Origin of the sequence: Micromonospora sp. CA-248089, from assembly GCF_050948515.1 — a bacterium.
Taxonomy (GTDB): Bacteria; Actinomycetota; Actinomycetes; order Mycobacteriales; family Micromonosporaceae; genus Micromonospora.
Genome location: NZ_CP192016.1, coordinates 2,821,705 through 2,838,931, shown reverse-complemented (window position 1 = coordinate 2,838,931; position 17,227 = coordinate 2,821,705). Strand labels below are relative to the sequence as shown.

Here is a 17,227-nt window from a genome sequence, read left to right as displayed (position 1 = left end):
CTGATCAACGACAGTACGATCCGCTGATGATCCAGGCGGTCTTCTTCGACGTGGGCGGGACGATCCTCGACGAGACGCGCGAGTTCGCGACCTGGGCGGACTGGCTGGGCGTTCCCCGGCACACGTTCTCCGCCGTCTTCGGCGCGGTGATCGCCCGGGGCCTGGACTACCAGGAGGTGTTCCGGGCGTTCCGGCCGGACTTCGACCTCACCGCCGAACTGACGCGCCGGGTCGCCGCCGGTGACCCGGAGTCCTTCGGCGCCGACGACCTCTACCCGGACGCGCGGGCCTGCCTGGCCGCCCTGCGGGAGCAGGGCCTGCGCGTCGGTCTGGCCGGCAACCAGCCGGAGCACGCCGAGGCGACGCTGCGGGCGCTGGACCTGCCGGTGGACGTCATCGGCACGTCGGCGGCCTGGGGCGTGGCGAAACCGGCGCCGGAGTTCTTCGACCGGGTCGTCCGCGAGGGCGGCGGCGACGCGTCCGCGATCCTGTACGTCGGTGACCGGCCGGACAACGACGCCGCGCCCGCGATGGCCGCCGGCATGTCGGCGTGCCTGATCCGGCGCGGCCCGTGGGGGCACATCCTCGACATGCCGGACGTGGCCGAGCGGTGCCTGTTCCGCATCGACTCGCTGGACGAGCTGCCGGCCCTGGTCGCGCGGCACAACGCGGCGGCCGGCTAGGCCGGGGCCTCGGCGAAGACCGAGACCCGGGTGCGGTGGTGGCGCGGTGACTCGATCTCGTCAACCACCGCCACCGCCAGATCGGCGTACGACAGGTACGCCGACGCCGGGGCCTGCTCGCCGCCGAGGCGGTACCGGCCGGTGCGAGGGCCCTCCACGTCCAGCGCGGCCGGCGGGGTGAGCACGAGCCAGTCGACTGTGGTGTCCGCCGCGCGGAGCCGGTCCAGGCCGGCGGCGTGGCTGAGCGCGAACGGCCGCAACTCGGCGGGAAGAACGGCCGGGTCGTCGTAGAGGGGCCGGCCACGCGCGTCGGTGAGCGTGGCGAACAGGCCGATCGCCACGAGCCGGGGCACGGCTGCGCGGGCCAGGCCGTGCAGCAGCGCGTCGGCCGCCCGGACGAAGAACTCCGGATCGAGGCCGGCGGCGGCGAGTGCCTCCGGACCGGACGCCGGGCTGACCGCGTGGACGACGGCGTCGTGCCCGTACCCGATGGAGGTGACCGTCTCCGGGTCGGTGACGTCGCCGCGTACCGCGGAGGTGAGGTCGGGATGACGGGCGGGGTCGCGGACGACGGCGGTGACGCGGTGGCCGCGGCGGTGGGCCTCGGCGGTGATCGCGCGGCCGGCCCGGCCGCCCGCGCCGAAGACGGCGATGCTGGTCATGGCGCGACGCTAGAGCGCCGGATGCCGGTTACCGCAACGGTACCGGCGTTACGCTCGGGCGATGACGCCGCTCGATCCGGACATGTTCGATCGCGCGTGCCCGTCGCGGGTGATGCCGCTGCGGATCGGCGAAAAGTGGACCGCGATGGTGGTGTTGTGCCTGGAGCACGGGCCGCGCCGGTTCACCGAGTTGCGGGTGCCGCTGCGCACGGTCACGCCGAAGGTGCTGGCCGGGACGCTGCGGGCGATGGAACGCGACGGGCTGGTCACGCGTACCGCCTACGACGAGAACCCGCCGCGCGTGGAGTACGCGCTGACGCCGCTGGGCCGCAGCCTGCTGACGCTGGTCGCGGCCGCCCGGTCGTGGAGCGAGGCGCACCTGGACGAGTTGCTGGCCGCCCGCCGGTCGCACGAGCGGCGGGCCGGCGCCGATGTCGTACCCCCGGCATAGCCTGCCGGTCATGGGAACCGCCGAGCTGGACGAGCTGATCGTGCCCGACGCGGAAGGGCTGCGCTCGTGGTTGTCCGCCCACCACGACACGTCGCCCGGCGTCTGGCTCGCCCTGACCCGCAAGGGCGGCACGCTCACCACGCTGACCTGGCAGCAGGCGGTCGACGAGGCGTTGTGCTTCGGCTGGATCGACGGGCAGGCCCGCAAGCGCGACCACGAGAGCTCCTGGATCCGGTTCACCCCGCGCCGGGCCCGCAGCGCCTGGTCGCAACGCAACGTCGCCAACGTGGCCCGGCTGGAGGAACAGGGGCGGATGACGCCGGCGGGCCGGGCCGCGGTGGAGGCCGCGAAGGCGGACGGCCGATGGGCGGCGGCCTACGCGCCGCCGTCGGAGGCCGAGGTGCCGGCCGACCTGCTCGCCGCCATCGCGGCCGAGCCCGCCGCCCAGGCCATGTTCGACGTGCTCACCAGCGCCAACAGGTTCGCACTCATCCACCGGCTCAATGCCGTCAAGCGCGCGGAGACCCGCACGCGCAAGATCGGCGAGTTCGTCGCCATGCTGGCCCGCCACGAGACGTTCCACCCGCAGAAGGCGAAGCCGCCGCGCACGTCGTGACGTCAGCCCCGGTCGAGCGCCCGCATCGTGTGCCGGTAGCCGACCGTCTCGTGCCCGACCACCTCGACGATCCCCGACAAGGCGACCAGCGCGATGGCGGCGACGAGCGCGGTCAGGCTGGCCCGGTCGTCCGGATGGACCGGCCCGGTGGCGCCGAGCACGGACGGGACGGCAACGGCGGCCGCGAGCGGTACGAGCGACGCTACCAGCAGCGGCACGTGCGTCAGGTCGTAGGAGTGCAGGAGCACGCTCCACGTCACGAAGATCATGACGAGCAGCGCGGCCATCGGCACCGCGAGCGAGAGCGCCACCTGGAGCGCGGAGAGTTTCTCCTCCTCGACGGCGCTGGTCGCGACGCGCAGTCCGGCGCCCACCGCGGCGATGGCGCCGAAGATCGGCAGGTGCGCGTAGCGCCACGCGAACGCGCGAGCAGGCCACCGTTCGAGGACGGGCCGGGAGGGCACGAGGAAGTACGCCCACCAGAGCGTGGCGGCGAGCACGAGCCCGGACGCGATGATCACGACGGCGGCGACGCTCCACCCCTGTTCCCGGATCAGCGCCCCGACGGCGGCGGTCGTGGCGGCGACCACCTCCCCGAGCGTGATCAGCGTCAGGAGGCTGAACCGTTCGGCCAGGTGACCGGCGTTCCACGGTGGGCTGCCGAGCCGCCGCTCCGTCACCACCGGCGCGGCCATCTCGGCCAGGGCCAGCAGCACGAGCGCGGCGACGACCACGCCGACCGGCAGCGGGAGGATCGCGGACAGCAGCCACCCGACCTGCGCGACGGCGATCGTGACCGCGTACGCGACGGTGGTCCGGCGGTGCGCGGGGTCCTGGCGGGCGGCGCGCAGCCACAGCCCGATGATGGGTACGCGCATGACGATGTAGCCGACGACCAGCAGCAGGTTGTTCGGGCTGCCGCCCTCGGCGGTGGCGTCGAAGCTCACCGGCAGCCCGAAGATGAGGATGACGACGCCGAGCATCTGCACGAGCGTCGCGCCACGGAACAACGCGTCGTCGTTGTCGTACGCCGAGGAGAACCAGGTGAAGTTGATCCATGCCCACGTCACCGCGAAGATCGCGAACGCGTAGGCGCCGAGCGCCGCTCCCACGTGCCCGTCGCCGATGCCGTGGGCGAGCTGGTCGGCGGCGGCTCCGAACGCGACGACGTACGTCAGGTCGTACAGCAGCTCCAGCGGCGTGGTGGACCGGCCCTTCTCGCCGGGGTCACGGCCGGTCATCGGCCGCAGCCGGTGATACAGCTCGTGTTTCAGCCGCGGGCCCAAGTCGGCGGCTTCCCGGCTCACGAGTGGTCCCGGACGAACGCACGCATCAGGGCGGAGCACTCGGCCGCGTGCGTCTCCAGCAGCAGATGGCCGCCGTCGAGGAGGTGCGCGTGCATCCGGTCCAGCACACGGTGGTACGCGAGGACCTCGTCCACGTCGAAGTAGGCGTCGTGCCGGCCCCACAGCACGAGCGCCGGCGGCTGGCAGGCCCGGTGGTAGGCGGCGATCTCGCCGAACCGGGCGACGTGGTTCGCGTAGTCGGTGAACAGCGCGAACTGCGCCTCGACGTTGCCGGGCCGGGTCATCCGCTCCCAGTCCAGGTGCCACGCCTCAGGTGCCTGCAGCGGGCGTACGTGCGTGGGCAGCCCGGCGAGGTACTGGTCCCGGGTGCCGTCGAAGGTCAGCCAGTCCGGCAGCGCGGCGCGGGTGGCCTCGCCCGGGTCGGCCCAGTACGCCCGCGCGGTGTCCCACTGCGCGCCGAGCCCGTCTGCGTGCGCGTTGCCGCTCTGCACGATCAGGCCGCGGATCCGCTCCGGGGCTCGGGTGGCCAGGTGGTAGCCGACCGGCGCGCCGAAGTCGTGCAGGTAGACGAAGAAGCGGTCCACGCCGAGCAGGGCGAGCAGGCGCTCGACGGTCCATGACAGGTTCTCGAACGTGTAGTCGTACTCGCCGAGGGTGGGCGACGACGACATGCCGAAGCCCGGCAGGTCGGGCGCGAGCACGTACGCGACCTCGGCGAGGGTGGGCATGACCTCGCGGAACGTGTGCGACGAGCTGGGGAAGCCGTGCAGCAGCAGCACCGCCGGGTCGCCGGGACGTCCGGCCTCGCGGAAGAACACCTCCAGGCCGTCGACGTCGGCGTGCCGGTGGCGGATCTTCTGACTGGCGCGCATCACCTCATCCTGGCGGGCCGGCCGCGCCCGTACGGCCGTTTCCGGCAGCAGCGACGACCGGCGGGGCCGACCCGGGCGTACGCTCGAACGAGCCGACGGTGGGAGGTCGCCCGCGATGATCCCGGTGCTGATCCTGTTCGGGCTTGTCCTGGGGCGCTGGTGGCGGTCGTCGCTCGTCGCCGCGGCGCTGGGCTGGCCGGCCCTGCTGGTCGCGACCGGCGTGACGGACGTCGGCGCCGGGCTGCTCGGCGCGGCCGTGCTCGCCGTCGCGAACACCGGTGCCGGCGTGCTGCTCCATCAGGGAGCCCTCCTGGCGATCCGGCGGCTTCGGGCGTCCTGAGGCGGGTCCCTGCGCTATACGGCGCCGCCGGTGTTCCGGATCATCCGCCGGAGCACTTTGAGGGTGGTGACGTAGTCGGCGTCGTCGACGCCGTCGTGGATACGGGCCCGGATCCCCGGCGCGTGCTGCTTGAGGCGGAGCCGGGCGGCCTCCCCCGCCTCGGTGATCCGCAGCCGGCCGTCCGCGTCGCGGGTCAGCCAGCCGTGTTCCCGCAGCACCTCCGCCTCGGCGTCCAGGTCGTCCTCGGCCCGCAGGTACGAGCGCATCGCGTGCCGCAGCTCGGGAACGGTCAGTCCGCCGCCGCCGGGCAGGAGGTCGTTCGGGGACAGGTTGCGCAGGAGCCAGAACTGGGGCTGGGTGAAGCCGTGCGCGGCCTGCTGGGCCCGGGTGAAGGCGATGAGCGATTCGTACGCGACGCCCGTCCAGTAGGCGGCCGGCTGGCCCGCGAGTTCGGCGTCGGACAGGTGCGGCGTCGTCATGGTGATCTACCTCCGGCGGTGGTCGGGTGAGCACGACGCTAGAACCTCAACCACGCTTCAGATCAAGCCGCGAGGGACATCGCGTTCCGGCCGGCCCGGGCATGATGAGCCGATGCGGGTAGCGATGGCGACCGACGCGGGGCATCCCGGCCGGGCCAATGAGGACTTCGCCGGCGCCGTACCGTGCGGGCTGGTCCTGGTCGACGGCGCGGGTGGCATCGCCGGCGCGGACGAGGTCTGTCACCACGGCATCGCCTGGTACGCGACCCGGCTCGGCGGTGCGTTGCTGGGCGCGCTGGCCGAGGAGCGGAGCCTGCGCGACGTGCTGGCCGAGGGCATCGAGCGGGTCACCGACCAGCACCGCGACACCTGCGATGTCGCGCATCCGATCAGCCCGTTCGCGGCGGTCGCGATGCTCCGGTTCTCCGGCGGCACCGTCGAGCACCTGGTCCTCGGCGACGCGGTGGCTGTCGTCGGCCGGGCGGGCGGTGAACCGCTCGTCGCCCACGATCCGCGTGAGGTGGTGATCGCGCGATCCTTCGAGGAGCGGCTGAAGGACGTGCCGAAGGGCGGCGACGAGTACCGGCGGCTGATGATGGAACTGCGATCCCGCCGCAACAGCCCTGGTGGCTTCTGGGTCGCGAAGGACGACCCGACGGTCGTGGACGAGGCGGTCACCGGCAGCGGCCCGGCGGACGACGTGACAGCGGCGGCGCTGCTCAGCAACGGCGCGAGCCGGCTCGTGGACACGTTCGGCCTGACCGACTGGCCGGGGCTGCTGCGCCTGCTGGACAGCGACGGTCCGGCCGAGGTCATCCACCGGGTCCGGCAGGCGGAGGCGCGCGAGGGTGTCGCCACCGACGACGCGACGATCGTCTGCCGCACCTGACCCGGCACGACAATCCGGCCGTGCTCGTGTTGACTGCGGCGATGGACCGTCAACGCCTGAGCAGCATCGCGCACTCGCACCACCCGATCGCGGCCCCGGTCTCCGGCGTGAACGTCAACCGGCTGCTGCGCCGGGCCGGTCGCCGGCCGGCGGCCCGCATCCTCGACCTGGGCTGCGGTGAGGCCGCCTGGGCGTTGCAGGCCCTCGCGCACCACCCGGACGGGCACGCCGACGGTGTGGACCTCAGCCCGTACGCGCTGGAGCGCGCTGCTGACGCCGCCGCCGTGCGGGGCCTCGCCGACCGGCTCACGCTGCACGAGCGCGACGCCCGGTCGTACGTGCCGGACGGCGACTACGACCTCGTGCTCTGCGTCGGGTCGACGCACGCGTTCGACGGGTTCGGCGGGACGCTGGAACTAGCCGGCCGGCACGTGAACGCCGACGGCATCCTGATGGTGGGCGAGGGATTCTGGCAGGTGCCGCCGACGCCGGAGGCACTGGCGGCGCTTGGCGCGAAGCCCGAGGACCACAGCGACCTCGCCGGTCTGGTCGCGTCCGCGGAGCAGGCCGGCTGGACCCCGGTGTACGCGCACGTCAGCGACGCCGCCGAGTGGGACGACTACGAGTGGTCGTGGACCGGTTCGCTGACCGAGTGGGCGCTGGACAACCCGGGTCACCCGGATGCCGCCGGGGCGCTCACCGCCGCCCGGGAGCACCGGGACCAGTGGCTACGCGGATACCGCGGCGTGCTGGGGTTCGTGACGCTGGTGCTGCGCCGCACCTGACCGGCCGCGCGGGTCCAGTCCGGTACAGGCGGGCGGGGCACTATCGTTCGGGCGTGCAGATCCGTTTCGCCGTACCGGCCGACCCCGCCTATCCGGCCCGCGTGGCCGCCGCGCTCGCCGCCGCCCGGCTGCGCCGGTTCGGCTACATCGGCGCGGTCCTCGCCGCGATCGGGGTGATCGGCTGGATCGTCTCACAGGCGTCGGAGCGGGGTGACCGCTTCGCGTCGCTGTGGACCGCGTTCATCGTGGCCGGCGTGCTGTCGATGCTGTACGCGCCGTGGGTGCGGTGGCGGGCACGGCGCCGGTCCGGCGGCTACGCGGTCGAGGGTGGCTACGACATCGACGACCGCAACATCATGATGCGCAGCGGTTCGGAGTCCGGCGGCATCGCCTGGGACGGCGTCGAGCGGGTCACCGAGACCCCGGATTTCTGGATCGTGTACGTGGGACGGATGCCCGCCACGGTGATCCCCCGGTGGCTGATGTCCGCCGAGGACGCCGGGCGGCTGCGCGCCTTCATGGTGGAGCGGCAACTGCTCGGCGACCGTTGACCATGTATTGATCGGCTGTATATGTTGCCCCGGTGACTGAGATGCGCGAGGCGACCTTCCTGATCCTGACCGCGCTGGCCGACGAGCCGCGCCACGGCTACGGGATCATCCAGGAGGTCGCCGGCCTGTCCGGCGGTCGCGTCAACCTGCTGCCGGGCACGCTCTACGCCGCCCTGGACCGGCTGGTCGCGCAGGGCCTCGTCGAACTCAGCCACGAAGAGGTGGTCGACGGCAGGCTGCGCCGGTACTACCGGCTGCGCGCCGACGGCCGGACCGAGCTGGCACGCCAGACCGAACGGCTGCGGCAGCTCGCCGCCGCCGGCGAGGCCCGGCTGCGCGCCCTGCGGCCCCGCACCGCCTGACCCCCGCCGTCGCGGCCCGTAGGGAGACACCGATGCACCGCTGGCTGCTGCTGGCCTACCCCCGTGACTACCGCCGCGCGCGCGGGGCCGAAATCCTGGAGACGGTACGGGACGTCGGCGCGGCCCACCGGCGTACCCGGGTCGCGGCGAATCTCGTACGCCATGGTCTGCGTGCCCGGCTGGGACGGCCGGCGAGCCGCGGCGTGGTGGCCTGGGCGTCGGTGTTCGCGGTGGTCTGCGGCTTGTTCGCCGCGTCGTTCGGCACCTGGCTCGCGTGGCTCGGCTCCCGCCCGCTCGACCACCGGGACCTCGCCGCCGTGGTCGGCCAGCTCTACCCGGACCGGCAGGTCAGCCACCTCGACCAGGACGACCCGCCCGCCGTGTTCCTCATCTACGGCCACCCGCTGAACGAGGACCTCCTGTCCGAGCTGCTGCTCGGCGACGGCGGCGAGTACGCGCTGGCCGAGCTGACCGCGTCGTTCGACCAGACGCCGGCGGGCGGCCTCACCGACCTGCGGCAGCGCCTGGACGCCGCCGGCTGGGAGCAGAGCGAGCCCGTCCGGTCCGACGCGTACGGCTGCGCCCCCGGCAGTCCGCGCTGCGACCCGGCGTCCATCCCCTCCGACGTCACCGTGTACGCCGAGCGCGGCGACCACATCCTCGCCGTGGAGCTCACCGCGGACGGCTCGATGAGCCTCGCCCTCAGCCGCGCCACCCCCGGCGCCGCCTACCCCGCCGGTCTGCTCGCCTTCGCACTGGGCGCGGTCGGCGGCTGGACGCTGTTCGGCTGGGCCAGCCGCCGCACCGAGGGACGGCGGTCGCTGGTGCAGGGGCCGGCGAAGGTCCTGTACGGCGTCGCGATGGTGTTCTGGGCCGCGCCGATCCTGCTCGGCGCGCCGCTGATGCTGACGCACCACCTGGGCGAGCCGCACCCGCGCTGGCACGTGCCGTGGGAGTGGCTCGGCCAGCCCGCCATGTCACTGCCGTTCCTGGTCGGCACGGTCCTGCTGCTGCTCGCGCTGGGCCTGGCGGCGCTGCCGCGCCGGCGGCCGGCGGGCCGTGCGCTCGCCGGGGCGTCGGGACCGGCTGTCTAGCAGCCCGCCGGGTCATGCCGGGCATCGCGCGCCAGGGGCCGGCAACGTCAGGTCGACGAGGTATCTGTCCACCACCGCCTCCGCGCAGTCGTTGCGCTGGTAAGTGCCGTGGCCCCAGCCCTCGTACGTGACCAGACGCCCGTGCCGGCCGAGCTGCCGGGCGACGTTCACCGCCCAGGCGTAGCCGGTGCGGGGATCGTGCCGGGCGTTGAGCAGCAGCAGCCGCGTGCGGGTGTGCACATTCAGCGCGTGCGGCGGGTTGCGGACCGGGGACGGCCAGCCCAGGCAGGTCTGCACGGCCAGCAGACCGGCGCCGTACCGGACGTCCGGTGCGACGGCCACGGCGTCGCGGACCAAGCCGGCGTAGTCGGCGTAGTCGCGCACCCGCGCCGGCCAGTCCGCGCAGAACGCCGCGACCGAGAGCGGGAAGTTCACAGCCGGTGGCGGCGTGCCGGCGTCCATGTCCCGCACGATCGCGGCCAGTTGCGGCCAGCGCGGGCCGGCGAGCAGGCCGAGTGCCACGGCGGTGACGTCGAAGGGGGTACGGGGGGCGTACTCGCCACGGTCCGCGCGGGCCAGCACCCGCGCCCACACCGACCGTACGTCCCGTTCGTGGAGCACACAGTCCGCGGACCTGTCGCACCAGGAGACGAACTCGTCGAACGAGTCCTGCAACGTGGCGGCCTGCGTCCGCACGAAGGACCGCACGTCGAGGCTGTGGTCGAACACGCCCTCCAGCACGACCGCCCGCACGTGGCCGGGATACCGCTCGGCGTACTGCTGGCCCAGGAGCGTGCCGTACGAGCTTCCGTGGAAGGACAGCCGCCGCTCCCCCAGCGCCCGCCGCAGGGCGTCGAGGTCGCGGACGGTGCTGAGCGTGTCGGCGTGGTCGTACACCGGGCTGGTCGGGCGGCACCTGCTCCACAGGGCCTGGTTGTAGGCCACCGCGGCGTCGAAGTCCGCCGGACCGGTCAACGGGACGGGCGGCTTGCGCAGCACCGGATCCGGCGTGCAGGCGGGCGCGGCGGTGCGGGCGACCGTACGCGGATCGAAACTGACCAGGTCGAACCGGTCCAGCAGTTCGTCACTGAACCGGTCGCCCTTGCGGATGCGTTCCACCCCCGAGTCGCCGGGGCCGCCCGGCCCGAACACCAGCGTGCCCACCCGGTGCTCCGGCACGCGCGCGGATCGGCGCGCCACGGCGAGTTCGAACGTCGGGCCGTCCGGCCGGGCCCAGTCCACCGGCAGGCGCAGCCGGGCGCACCGCACCCGCTCATCCGGTGGGACGTCCGGCAGATCGTCGGCGCACTCGCCCCAGACGAGGCGCGGTGGCGGGAGCCCGGCGTGCGCCGCGCCGGGTAGTCCCGCCAGGACGGTGATCACGGCCAGAGCGACGGCCACGGTACGTCGGTACACGGCACCTCCCCGTTGTGGATGCCAGTCGATTCTTCAGCGGCGGCCCACCCGAGTCCCATACGGAAACGCCCCGAGATGCCCCTCGGGTCTTCTCCCCGAGTCCGCCCTGAAGGCCACATGAGCAGAGACCAGTTCCCGTCCAGGGCGGCCGGGCGCTCGCCGGGGCATCGGACCGGGCTGCCGGCGGTCTAGCATCGGGCGATGACGTCGTCCCTGGACAGTCTGCCGAAGATCAGCGCGCCGGCCATGCGGGCGCTGACCGCCGCCGGCTACACCACGCTGCGCCGCCTCGCCGGTGTGCCGCGCGCGGAACTGGCCCGCCTGCACGGCATGGGACCCAAGGCGCTGGGCATCATCGAGGCCGCCCTCGCCGAACACGACCTGCGGCTGAGCTGACGAGGTGATCGCGATGCCACTCGGCCGGCTCCACCACCTGATCGTCGACTGCCCGGATCCGATAGCCGAGGCACGGTTCTGGAGCGCCGTCCTCGGCGACCCGATCACGTACGCGGACGACGACTTCGCCGTCGTATCGGCCAGCACGGCGGCGTCCGGGCTGGCGTTCCAGCGCGCCCCCGATCTGGCGCCGTCGACATGGCCGGATCCGGCGGTGCCGCAGCAGATGCATCTGGACGTCATGGTCGACAACCAGGACGCGGCGGGCGCGGCGGTGCTCGCGCTCGGGGCACGGCGGCTGCCGGGCGACCACGTGTACGCCGACCCGGCGGGCCACCCGTTCTGCCTGATCCGGCGGCCCACCTGGGCGTCGCCGGTGGGGTCCGCGTGACCGGGGACCAGCACGTGCGCCGGGTCCGCCCCTACCACTGGGGTGCCGTCTATTTCCGGGACGCGGACTGCGAGGAGGAGTTCGACATCGACTTCCACGACGGCGACGGCCCGGTGTTCGCCACTACGCACCACGTCGCCGTGTCGGTGGTCCACGCCGCCATGGCGGACGTGGGAGAGGCCGACGTCACGCTCGACATCCGGGTGAGGCCGGGGCGGGTGGCGACGCATCCGTACGAGGCGACGCTGGACGTCCCCTCCGGGCGGCTCTACGTCGGCGACGCCGACGGCGACGACGAGATCGAGTTGGCGCCGGGCCGCTGGCTGTTGCAGTTCGCCGTGGACGACGCGACGGAGGCCCGCAACGTCGAGCTGGTCATGTCACCGCTGTGACCTGACCCGTTACGGCGTCTCCTGGTAGGAGATGAACTCCAGCAGGCTCCCGTCCGGGTCGCGGAAGTAGACGCTGGTCCCGGCGCCACCGGCACCGACCCGCCGGACCGGTCCCGTCTCCACCTCGACGTCGTGCCGCCGCAGGTGCGCCACCGCCTCCTCGATCGGCCCCGCCCAGACGAAGCAGATGTCGCTGTTGCCCGGACGGACGGGGATCCGGGCCAGGTTGCCGCCGAGGTCGAGACCCGGCCCGTGCACGCTCAACTGGTTCGTACCGATCCGGAAGGCGACGCGGTCGCCGCCGACGCCGATCACCTCGGCGCCGACGACGTCGCGATAGAAGTCGGTGGCGGCCCGCCAGTCGGACACGGCGATGACGACGTGGTCCAGTCCGGTTACGGGCGCCATGCGATCACCCTATTGGCCGGGCGGCGTCCCCTCCCCCGGATCCGCCGAGGTCGTCGCCGCCTTCAGGTGCCGGACGAAGAACCGGTTCGCGGCGTCCCCCTCGAACCACGGGACGCCGGTGTGCCCACCCATGTTGGCGTGCAGCGTCTTCTCCGTGGAGGCGAAGGCGTCGAACAGGTCCAGCGCCATCTGTCGGTCGTTGCCCTCGTCGTCCCACTGCAGCAGGACGTGCAGCGGAATGGTGACCCGCCGGGCGTCCTCGACGATGGCGCGCGGCACGAAGCTCCCGGCGAACAGGAGCGCGGCCACGATGCGCGGTTCGACCACCGCCAGCCGTACGCCGATCGAGATCACCCCGCCGGCGTACCCGATCGGGCCGCCGACCTCGGGCAGCGCGAGGAGCGCGTCCAGCGCGGCCCGGCACTCCGGGACCGCCTTCTCCACCAGCGGCAGGACGAGCCGGTCGACCACCTCGTCGGCAACCGGCTCACCGGCTGCCAGGGCCCGGCGCAGGTCGGCGCGGGCCTGCTCGGCGGCGGCGGACGCGGGCCGGTCGCCGCCGCCGGGCAGTTCGACGGTGGCGGCGGCGAAGCCCTGCTCGACGCAGCCCCGCGCCCGGGCCGCCAGGCGGGGATACATCCGGCGCAGTCCGCCGGGGTGGCCGAGCAGGATCAGCGGGTCCGGCTCGGGCGCGGGTGCGGGCGTCCACAGGATGCCGGGGATCTCGCCGAGGGTGAACTCGCGTTCGCGGACGCCGTCGGCGAGGTGTTGGTCGGAGGTGAAGCGCATGGTCGTGCCTTTCGGGAGTGCGACGGCGCTCCCGGACGACCTATCGCCCGGCCGTGACCCCCGAGGGGAGCACCCATGTCGAAACTGCGGTCACGGGTACCACCTCCCTCGTCCTCCGGCACGGCCACCGGCAAGCTAACAGCGCTCGCCAGGGCGGGCCAACCGTTTTATCGCGGCGTGATCCGCGCCGGGCCGTCAGCCGCGCTCGAAGCCGGCGAAGACGACAGCCAGCGTCCGGGCTTGCAGGTGCTCGTCCCATCCGCCGTGCAGCGCGCCCTGGCACATGCCGGTGAGCAGCGCCATCACCTCGGGGAGCCGTACCGAGTCGGCGACGGTTCCGGCGGCCTGGGCCTGTTCCAGCAGCCGGCCCACCGCCTCCTCCAGGTGACCTACCGCGTCCGGAAGCCGGATGTCCACCCCGGATGCGGCGAGCAGTTCGACTGCCGTCTTCTTCGCGGCGGCCTGCGCCACCGTGTGTCTGAAGAACCCGAGGAGGTCGTGTCTTCCCGCCTCCTCGGTGAGCTGCGCGAGCAGTCGCTTCATGAGCGCGGCGAGCAGGTCCTCCTTGGTGGGGAAATGACGGAAGACCGTGCCGATGGCAACACCGGCACGGCGGGCCACCTCCTCGGTGGAGGCGCGGGCGCCGAACTCGGCGAAGACCGCCTCGGCGGCGTCCAGGATGCGTGCGCGGTTGCGTTGCGCGTCGGCGCGCAGGGGCGGACCCTCCACCAAAGTGAGTCTCCACTCATTATTCTCGGGGACACAAGTCGAGTCATGACTCATTATTGCGGAGGCCGGCGTGACACCACAGCAGATCTTCGAGAGCATGCGTGCCAGGTGGTTGGCGAACCTGCCCACCTTCGAGGCGGATTCGCTGGCCGACGACGTGGTGGTCGAGACGCCCTTCGCCGCGCCCGGCCACCCGACGCGCACCGAGGGAAAGCAGCCCGTTCTCGAGTACACGCGTGCGGGCCGGGCGTCCTTCCCGGTGCGGTTCGACGACTGCCGTGGCGTGGTCGTACACGAGACCGCTGATCCCGAGGTGATCGTGGTCGAGTACGAACTCGTCGGCACACACACGGTGACCGGGGTGACCGCCTCCGCGCCGTTCATCGGGGTGTTGCGGACCCGGGACGGCAAGCTGGCCCACTGGCGCGAGTATCAGCACACACTCGCCATCGCCGGGGCCGCCGGCCCGGCATGAGCCGGCATCAGCGCCGCGGCTCAGGTGGTCGGTGTCGACGACGGGGCGAACGGCCACGGCTGCGGCCCGAACAGCGCCGTGCACGCGGACAGGAGCCCGCGCTGCGCCTCGGCCATACGCGCGTCGACCGGGCCGGTGTCCTCGTTCGGGTCGTTGCGGACGAACATGTCCCCGGATTCCTTCGCCGCCACCGCGAGTCGCTGGCCGGCCTCCCGTACGCCCGGGTCGGTCGCCTTCGCCGCACGCAGGGCGATCGACGTGTTCGAGGTGAACTTGACGTCCTGCTGCTCGATCACCCGGGCCACCATGTTGCACGCCCCGGCGGCGAACTTGTCCGTGGGCGCCGTCGAACCGGCCTGCGGAGCGGCGGACGACGACGGTGCTGTGGAGGACGACGGCGCGGGGTCCGCGGGTGCGCACGCGGAGACGACGAACAACAGGGACAGCGCGGCGAGTTCACGTTTCACCGCACGAGGCTAGCGATCATGGTGGGCGCGACCTCCGTCCGGGTGCCGCGCCCACCGTTGTCGCGTCGACATCGGACCTGTCAGCGGCCCGCCGCGCGGAGCATCGCCTCCGTCTCGGGGTCGGGCATGATCTCCCGGACCTCCTGGGCGCAGCGGCACGAGACGGCGATCTTGGCGGCCCACTTCAGCGCCTCGTCGCGTGAGGACACGTCGAGGACCACGAACCCGCCGATGACCTCCTTGGTCTCCGGGAACGGCCCGTCGGTGACCACCCCGTCCGTACCCACGATGCTGGCCTGCTGGCGTTCGAGCCCGGTGCCGTACACGAACACGCCCGCATTCACCGCCTCCTGGATGACCGCGTGCGCGTCCTTGCCCACCTGGGGGATCTCCTCCGCGGGGATGTGGTCCATCGCGCCGTCGTTGAACGAGATCAGGTACCGCGGCATGCCATGACTCCCTTTTGTCCGGGCGGCCGGTCCGGCCGCCTCTCACCCGTCCTACGAACGAGCCGACCCGGATCCGACGTTATGCGCCGCTCGGATTCAGTGCGCTTCGAGAACGAAGAAGATGAAGCAGAGGAACGCCGTACGGCCGTCGAGTTCCGGGGGCAGCAGCTCGCGCGGCGTGTCGGGCGAGAACGGCGGTTCGCTGATCACCGAGAGCCGGAAACCCGCGCCGGTGAACGCCGCCGTCATCGCGTGCAGCGGCCGGTGCCAGTAGGTGAGCGTGGCGCGCTGCCCGTCGAAGTCGTACTCCTCGGACCAGCTCGCGACAGCGAAGTAGTCGGCGTCCGGGAACGCCACCTCGTACCCGATCGGATGGTTCACCGACACCAGGAGCCGGCCGCCGGGACGCAGCACACGGCGCAGCTCGGCCAGCGGCGCCGTCCAGTCCGCGAAGTAGTGCAGCACCAGCGAGACGATCACGTCGTCGAACGCGCCGTCGGCGAGCGGCAGCGGCGCGGCGAGGTCGGCCACCAGCAGCGTCGCGTCACCGCCCAGCCGCTTGCGGGCCAGCCCGACCATCGCCGCGCTGGCGTCGAACCCGGTCACGACGGCCCCGCGCGCGGCGAGCGCCTCGGACAGCGGACCGGCGCCACAGCCCGCGTCGAGGATCCGCCGGCCCCGCACCTCACCGGCGAGTCCCAGCATCGCGGGCCGCTCGTAGTAGGCGTTGAACAGGCTGGACTCGTTCTCCGCCGCGTACCGCTCGGCGAAGCCATCGTAGTGGTCCGGCCTCACCGGACCGCCTCAGCGGGTGGAATGGGCACGGCGGTGCCGGTCACCGCGATCCCCGCGCCGTCCCCGGCGGGAATGCCGACGGTGAGCAGGCTCGGGCGGCCCATGTCCTCACCCTGCCGCACGGTCACAGTCGCGGGCGGCTGTACCAGGCCCAACTCCCGCAGGTAGCCACCGAACGCGGCGGCCGCCGCCCCGGTGGCGGCGTCCTCGACCACGCCGCCGGGCGGGAACGGGTTGCGCGCGTGGAACACCAGCGGAGACTCGCGGTGCACCAGGTCGATCGTCGTCCAGTCCCGCTCGGCCATCAGCGCGCTCAGCGCCGCCATGTCGTAGTCCAGGTCCGCCAGGCGCTGCCGGGTCGCGACGGCCACGATCGGATGCCAGGCCCCGGCGTACGCGACACGCGGCGGCAGCGTCGCGTCGAGATCGTCCGGCGACCAGCGCAACGCGGCGAGCAGCGCCGCCAGGTCGTCCGCGCCCAGCGGTACGGTGCGCGGCGCGACGCTGGTCAGCGTGGCGGTGGTGGTGCCGTCAGCCCGCACACTCGTGGCGACCTCGACCAGTCCGGGGCGGGTTTCCAGGTGCAGCACACCGGCGCCGTGCCGTTGCGCGTAGGCGACCGCGGACGCGATCGTCGCGTGGCCGCAGAACGGCACCTCCGCCTTCGGGCTGAAGTAGCGCACCGCGAACCGCCCGTCCCCGCCGGGCACGAGGAACGCCGTCTCGGAGTAACCGACCTGCGCCGCCACCTGCTGCATCTCCGCGTCGCCCGCCCCGGTGGCGTCCAGGACGACACCGGCCGGGTTGCCACCGGCGGGGTCGGCGGTGAACGCGGCGTATCGGAGAATGTCCATGATCATGAGCCTAGCGGCGGCGGTCCGGCCCGTGTGCCCCGTGACCGGCTCACGGCGAAGCGGGGCCCCGAGCCGAGGGACGCGGAACTAGTCTCCGGTCATGAGCGGCTTCGAGATCACTCCGATCGGCACGGTCCGCAACGACCGGACGGACATCCAGCACAGCGACAACTGGGGTGCGGTCCGCAGCACGATCGTCGTCGACGAACGCTTCGGCGAGGCGTGTCTGCAGGGCCTGGAGGAGTTCTCCCACGTGGAGGTCCTGTTCGTCTTCGACCGGTTCCCGGACGGGGGCGACTTCCGGGAGCCCCGCCCCTACCGTGGCCGGGCCGACCTGCCGCCGATGGGCGTGTTCGCCGGCCGCGGCCCTCGCCGGCCGAACCGCATCGGCGTCACGTGCTGCCGCATCGAGTCGGTCGACGGCCGCGAACTGACGGTGGTGGGCCTCGACGCGGTGGCCGGCACGCCGGTGATCGACCTGAAGCCGGTGCTGACGGAGTTCGTCCCCGCCGACGTCCGGCAGCCGGAGTGGGTGAGCAGCATGATGTCCGAGTACTTCCGGCCGTAGCGTCGGC

General features: G+C 73.0%; 26 protein-coding genes. 14 read left to right on the top strand and 12 right to left on the bottom strand.

Translation table 11 applies throughout. The features are described from left to right. Positions 1 to 26 precede the first annotated feature (26 nt). Entirely contained in the window at positions 27 to 683 is a 657-nt protein-coding gene (locus ACQP26_RS13510) for an HAD family hydrolase (RefSeq protein ID WP_269706635.1), read from the top strand. Here ACQP26_RS13510 and ACQP26_RS13505 read toward each other — a convergent pair. Further along, entirely contained in the window at positions 680 to 1,345 is a 666-nt protein-coding gene (locus ACQP26_RS13505; protein WP_269706636.1) for an NAD(P)-dependent oxidoreductase, read from the bottom strand. The two genes, ACQP26_RS13510 and ACQP26_RS13505, sit on opposite strands and share 4 nt — an antisense overlap. 61 nt (positions 1,346 to 1,406) lie before the next feature. Here ACQP26_RS13505 and ACQP26_RS13500 point away from each other — a divergent pair, with 61 nt between their 5' ends. Next, positions 1,407 to 1,796, top strand: coding sequence for a winged helix-turn-helix transcriptional regulator (locus tag ACQP26_RS13500; RefSeq protein WP_269706637.1), 390 nt, complete (start codon positions 1,407 to 1,409; stop codon positions 1,794 to 1,796). Between the two features lie 10 nt (positions 1,797 to 1,806). After that, positions 1,807 to 2,412 carry a YdeI/OmpD-associated family protein gene (locus ACQP26_RS13495; protein ID WP_269706639.1) on the top strand — a complete coding sequence of 202 codons (606 nt, stop codon included), beginning with the start codon at positions 1,807 to 1,809 and terminating at the stop codon, positions 2,410 to 2,412. Between the two features lie 2 nt (positions 2,413 to 2,414). Here the strand turns inward: ACQP26_RS13495 and ACQP26_RS13490 are convergent, their stop codons facing one another. Together ACQP26_RS13490 and ACQP26_RS13485 are read right to left on the bottom strand one after the other, a co-directional pair. Then, positions 2,415 to 3,653 carry a low temperature requirement protein A gene (locus ACQP26_RS13490; protein ID WP_433495877.1) on the bottom strand — a complete coding sequence of 413 codons (1,239 nt, stop codon included), beginning with the start codon at positions 3,651 to 3,653 and terminating at the stop codon, positions 2,415 to 2,417. A gap of 62 nt (positions 3,654 to 3,715) precedes the next feature. Continuing rightward, the gene (locus ACQP26_RS13485; protein WP_269706642.1) at positions 3,716 to 4,591 is read right to left on the bottom strand and encodes an alpha/beta fold hydrolase; all 876 of its coding nucleotides are present in this window, start codon (positions 4,589 to 4,591) and stop codon (positions 3,716 to 3,718) included. A 115-nt stretch (positions 4,592 to 4,706) separates the two neighbouring features. Between ACQP26_RS13485 and ACQP26_RS13480 the strand changes: the two genes are divergently transcribed. Beyond that, the gene (locus ACQP26_RS13480) at positions 4,707 to 4,931 is read left to right on the top strand and encodes a hypothetical protein (RefSeq protein WP_269706643.1); all 225 of its coding nucleotides are present in this window, start codon (positions 4,707 to 4,709) and stop codon (positions 4,929 to 4,931) included. 14 nt (positions 4,932 to 4,945) lie between these two features. Here the strand turns inward: ACQP26_RS13480 and ACQP26_RS13475 are convergent, their stop codons facing one another. Next, complete coding sequence (locus ACQP26_RS13475) at positions 4,946 to 5,410, bottom strand: MarR family transcriptional regulator (protein WP_269706644.1); 465 nt, start codon at positions 5,408 to 5,410, stop codon at positions 4,946 to 4,948. Positions 5,411 to 5,522: 112 nt separating this feature from the next. On the opposite strand from ACQP26_RS13475, the gene ACQP26_RS13470 reads away from it, so the two are divergent. From ACQP26_RS13470 to ACQP26_RS13450, 5 genes are read left to right on the top strand one after another with little or no spacing between them, the layout of a single operon-like run. After that, positions 5,523 to 6,299, top strand: coding sequence for a hypothetical protein (locus ACQP26_RS13470; protein WP_269706645.1), 777 nt, complete (start codon positions 5,523 to 5,525; stop codon positions 6,297 to 6,299). 41 nt (positions 6,300 to 6,340) lie between these two features. After that, positions 6,341 to 7,084 (top strand): SAM-dependent methyltransferase, encoded by a 744-nt coding sequence (locus ACQP26_RS13465; protein ID WP_269706646.1) that lies wholly within the window; start codon positions 6,341 to 6,343, stop codon positions 7,082 to 7,084. Positions 7,085 to 7,137: 53 nt separating this feature from the next. Continuing rightward, positions 7,138 to 7,635 carry a YcxB family protein gene (locus ACQP26_RS13460; RefSeq protein ID WP_269706647.1) on the top strand — a complete coding sequence of 166 codons (498 nt, stop codon included), beginning with the start codon at positions 7,138 to 7,140 and terminating at the stop codon, positions 7,633 to 7,635. Positions 7,636 to 7,676: 41 nt separating this feature from the next. Continuing rightward, entirely contained in the window at positions 7,677 to 7,997 is a 321-nt protein-coding gene (locus ACQP26_RS13455; RefSeq protein WP_269707106.1) for a PadR family transcriptional regulator, read from the top strand. A gap of 32 nt (positions 7,998 to 8,029) precedes the next feature. Next, the gene (locus ACQP26_RS13450) at positions 8,030 to 9,091 is read left to right on the top strand and encodes a hypothetical protein (protein ID WP_269706648.1); all 1,062 of its coding nucleotides are present in this window, start codon (positions 8,030 to 8,032) and stop codon (positions 9,089 to 9,091) included. A 12-nt stretch (positions 9,092 to 9,103) separates the two neighbouring features. Here ACQP26_RS13450 and ACQP26_RS13445 read toward each other — a convergent pair whose 3' ends face one another. Further along, positions 9,104 to 10,507 carry an alpha/beta hydrolase gene (locus ACQP26_RS13445; protein ID WP_269706649.1) on the bottom strand — a complete coding sequence of 468 codons (1,404 nt, stop codon included), beginning with the start codon at positions 10,505 to 10,507 and terminating at the stop codon, positions 9,104 to 9,106. A 201-nt stretch (positions 10,508 to 10,708) separates the two neighbouring features. Here ACQP26_RS13445 and ACQP26_RS13440 point away from each other — a divergent pair, with 201 nt between their 5' ends. From ACQP26_RS13440 to ACQP26_RS13430, 3 genes are read left to right on the top strand one after another with little or no spacing between them, the layout of a single operon-like run. Further along, positions 10,709 to 10,903 carry a DNA-binding protein gene (locus ACQP26_RS13440; RefSeq protein WP_269706650.1) on the top strand — a complete coding sequence of 65 codons (195 nt, stop codon included), beginning with the start codon at positions 10,709 to 10,711 and terminating at the stop codon, positions 10,901 to 10,903. A gap of 13 nt (positions 10,904 to 10,916) precedes the next feature. Then, the gene (locus ACQP26_RS13435; RefSeq protein WP_269706651.1) at positions 10,917 to 11,294 is read left to right on the top strand and encodes a VOC family protein; all 378 of its coding nucleotides are present in this window, start codon (positions 10,917 to 10,919) and stop codon (positions 11,292 to 11,294) included. Further along, positions 11,291 to 11,686 carry a hypothetical protein gene (locus ACQP26_RS13430; protein WP_269706652.1) on the top strand — a complete coding sequence of 132 codons (396 nt, stop codon included), beginning with the start codon at positions 11,291 to 11,293 and terminating at the stop codon, positions 11,684 to 11,686. The genes ACQP26_RS13435 and ACQP26_RS13430 overlap by 4 nt, the downstream gene beginning before the upstream one ends. Positions 11,687 to 11,695: 9 nt before the next feature. Here ACQP26_RS13430 and ACQP26_RS13425 read toward each other — a convergent pair whose 3' ends face one another. From ACQP26_RS13425 to ACQP26_RS13415, 3 genes are all read right to left on the bottom strand, one after another. Next, on the bottom strand, positions 11,696 to 12,094 hold the full coding sequence (locus tag ACQP26_RS13425; protein WP_269706653.1) for a VOC family protein: 399 nt from the start codon (positions 12,092 to 12,094) through the stop codon (positions 11,696 to 11,698). Positions 12,095 to 12,103: 9 nt separating this feature from the next. Continuing rightward, entirely contained in the window at positions 12,104 to 12,883 is a 780-nt protein-coding gene (locus tag ACQP26_RS13420) for an alpha/beta hydrolase (protein ID WP_269706654.1), read from the bottom strand. Positions 12,884 to 13,078: 195 nt separating this feature from the next. Next, a complete protein-coding gene (locus ACQP26_RS13415) occupies positions 13,079 to 13,612 on the bottom strand; it encodes a TetR/AcrR family transcriptional regulator (RefSeq protein WP_281578095.1) in 534 nt (177 codons plus the stop codon). Positions 13,613 to 13,682: 70 nt separating this feature from the next. On the opposite strand from ACQP26_RS13415, the gene ACQP26_RS13410 reads away from it, so the two are divergent. Beyond that, on the top strand, positions 13,683 to 14,087 hold the full coding sequence (locus ACQP26_RS13410; protein WP_269706656.1) for a nuclear transport factor 2 family protein: 405 nt from the start codon (positions 13,683 to 13,685) through the stop codon (positions 14,085 to 14,087). Between the two features lie 20 nt (positions 14,088 to 14,107). Here the strand turns inward: ACQP26_RS13410 and ACQP26_RS13405 are convergent, their stop codons facing one another. The 4 genes from ACQP26_RS13405 to ACQP26_RS13390 all read right to left on the bottom strand — a co-directional run bounded on the left by ACQP26_RS13405 (position 14,108) and on the right by ACQP26_RS13390 (position 16,652). After that, the gene (locus tag ACQP26_RS13405; RefSeq protein WP_281578096.1) at positions 14,108 to 14,554 is read right to left on the bottom strand and encodes a hypothetical protein; all 447 of its coding nucleotides are present in this window, start codon (positions 14,552 to 14,554) and stop codon (positions 14,108 to 14,110) included. A gap of 80 nt (positions 14,555 to 14,634) precedes the next feature. After that, on the bottom strand, positions 14,635 to 15,003 hold the full coding sequence (locus tag ACQP26_RS13400) for a YciI family protein (RefSeq protein ID WP_091427285.1): 369 nt from the start codon (positions 15,001 to 15,003) through the stop codon (positions 14,635 to 14,637). Between the two features lie 96 nt (positions 15,004 to 15,099). Then, positions 15,100 to 15,798, bottom strand: coding sequence for a class I SAM-dependent methyltransferase (locus ACQP26_RS13395; protein ID WP_269706658.1), 699 nt, complete (start codon positions 15,796 to 15,798; stop codon positions 15,100 to 15,102). Beyond that, entirely contained in the window at positions 15,795 to 16,652 is an 858-nt protein-coding gene (locus tag ACQP26_RS13390) for a PhzF family phenazine biosynthesis protein (RefSeq protein ID WP_269706659.1), read from the bottom strand. Before ACQP26_RS13390 ends, ACQP26_RS13395 begins: the two co-directional genes overlap by 4 nt. 100 nt (positions 16,653 to 16,752) lie before the next feature. Between ACQP26_RS13390 and ACQP26_RS13385 the strand changes: the two genes are divergently transcribed. Next, positions 16,753 to 17,220 carry an SAM-dependent methyltransferase gene (locus ACQP26_RS13385; RefSeq protein WP_269706660.1) on the top strand — a complete coding sequence of 156 codons (468 nt, stop codon included), beginning with the start codon at positions 16,753 to 16,755 and terminating at the stop codon, positions 17,218 to 17,220. The last annotated feature ends 7 nt before the right edge of the window (positions 17,221 to 17,227 follow it).

Coding starts and splice junctions, on each gene's coding strand:
- ACQP26_RS13480 (WP_269706643.1), top strand. CDS start 4,707: ATGATCCCGGTGCTGATCCTGTTCGGGCTTGTCCTGGGGCGCTGGTGG.
- ACQP26_RS13420 (WP_269706654.1), bottom strand. CDS start 12,883: ATGCGCTTCACCTCCGACCAACACCTCGCCGACGGCGTCCGCGAACGC.
- ACQP26_RS13425 (WP_269706653.1), bottom strand. CDS start 12,094: ATGGCGCCCGTAACCGGACTGGACCACGTCGTCATCGCCGTGTCCGAC.
- ACQP26_RS13485 (WP_269706642.1), bottom strand. CDS start 4,591: ATGCGCGCCAGTCAGAAGATCCGCCACCGGCACGCCGACGTCGACGGC.
- ACQP26_RS13435 (WP_269706651.1), top strand. CDS start 10,917: ATGCCACTCGGCCGGCTCCACCACCTGATCGTCGACTGCCCGGATCCG.
- ACQP26_RS13400 (WP_091427285.1), bottom strand. CDS start 15,003: ATGCCGCGGTACCTGATCTCGTTCAACGACGGCGCGATGGACCACATC.
- ACQP26_RS13455 (WP_269707106.1), top strand. CDS start 7,677: ATGCGCGAGGCGACCTTCCTGATCCTGACCGCGCTGGCCGACGAGCCG.
- ACQP26_RS13505 (WP_269706636.1), bottom strand. CDS start 1,345: ATGACCAGCATCGCCGTCTTCGGCGCGGGCGGCCGGGCCGGCCGCGCG.
- ACQP26_RS13510 (WP_269706635.1), top strand. CDS start 27: ATGATCCAGGCGGTCTTCTTCGACGTGGGCGGGACGATCCTCGACGAG.
- ACQP26_RS13500 (WP_269706637.1), top strand. CDS start 1,407: ATGACGCCGCTCGATCCGGACATGTTCGATCGCGCGTGCCCGTCGCGG.
- ACQP26_RS13450 (WP_269706648.1), top strand. CDS start 8,030: ATGCACCGCTGGCTGCTGCTGGCCTACCCCCGTGACTACCGCCGCGCG.
- ACQP26_RS13470 (WP_269706645.1), top strand. CDS start 5,523: ATGCGGGTAGCGATGGCGACCGACGCGGGGCATCCCGGCCGGGCCAAT.
- ACQP26_RS13465 (WP_269706646.1), top strand. CDS start 6,341: ATGGACCGTCAACGCCTGAGCAGCATCGCGCACTCGCACCACCCGATC.
- ACQP26_RS13440 (WP_269706650.1), top strand. CDS start 10,709: ATGACGTCGTCCCTGGACAGTCTGCCGAAGATCAGCGCGCCGGCCATG.
- ACQP26_RS13390 (WP_269706659.1), bottom strand. CDS start 16,652: ATGGACATTCTCCGATACGCCGCGTTCACCGCCGACCCCGCCGGTGGC.
- ACQP26_RS13385 (WP_269706660.1), top strand. CDS start 16,753: ATGAGCGGCTTCGAGATCACTCCGATCGGCACGGTCCGCAACGACCGG.
- ACQP26_RS13475 (WP_269706644.1), bottom strand. CDS start 5,410: ATGACGACGCCGCACCTGTCCGACGCCGAACTCGCGGGCCAGCCGGCC.
- ACQP26_RS13495 (WP_269706639.1), top strand. CDS start 1,807: ATGGGAACCGCCGAGCTGGACGAGCTGATCGTGCCCGACGCGGAAGGG.
- ACQP26_RS13490 (WP_433495877.1), bottom strand. CDS start 3,653: ATGACCGGCCGTGACCCCGGCGAGAAGGGCCGGTCCACCACGCCGCTG.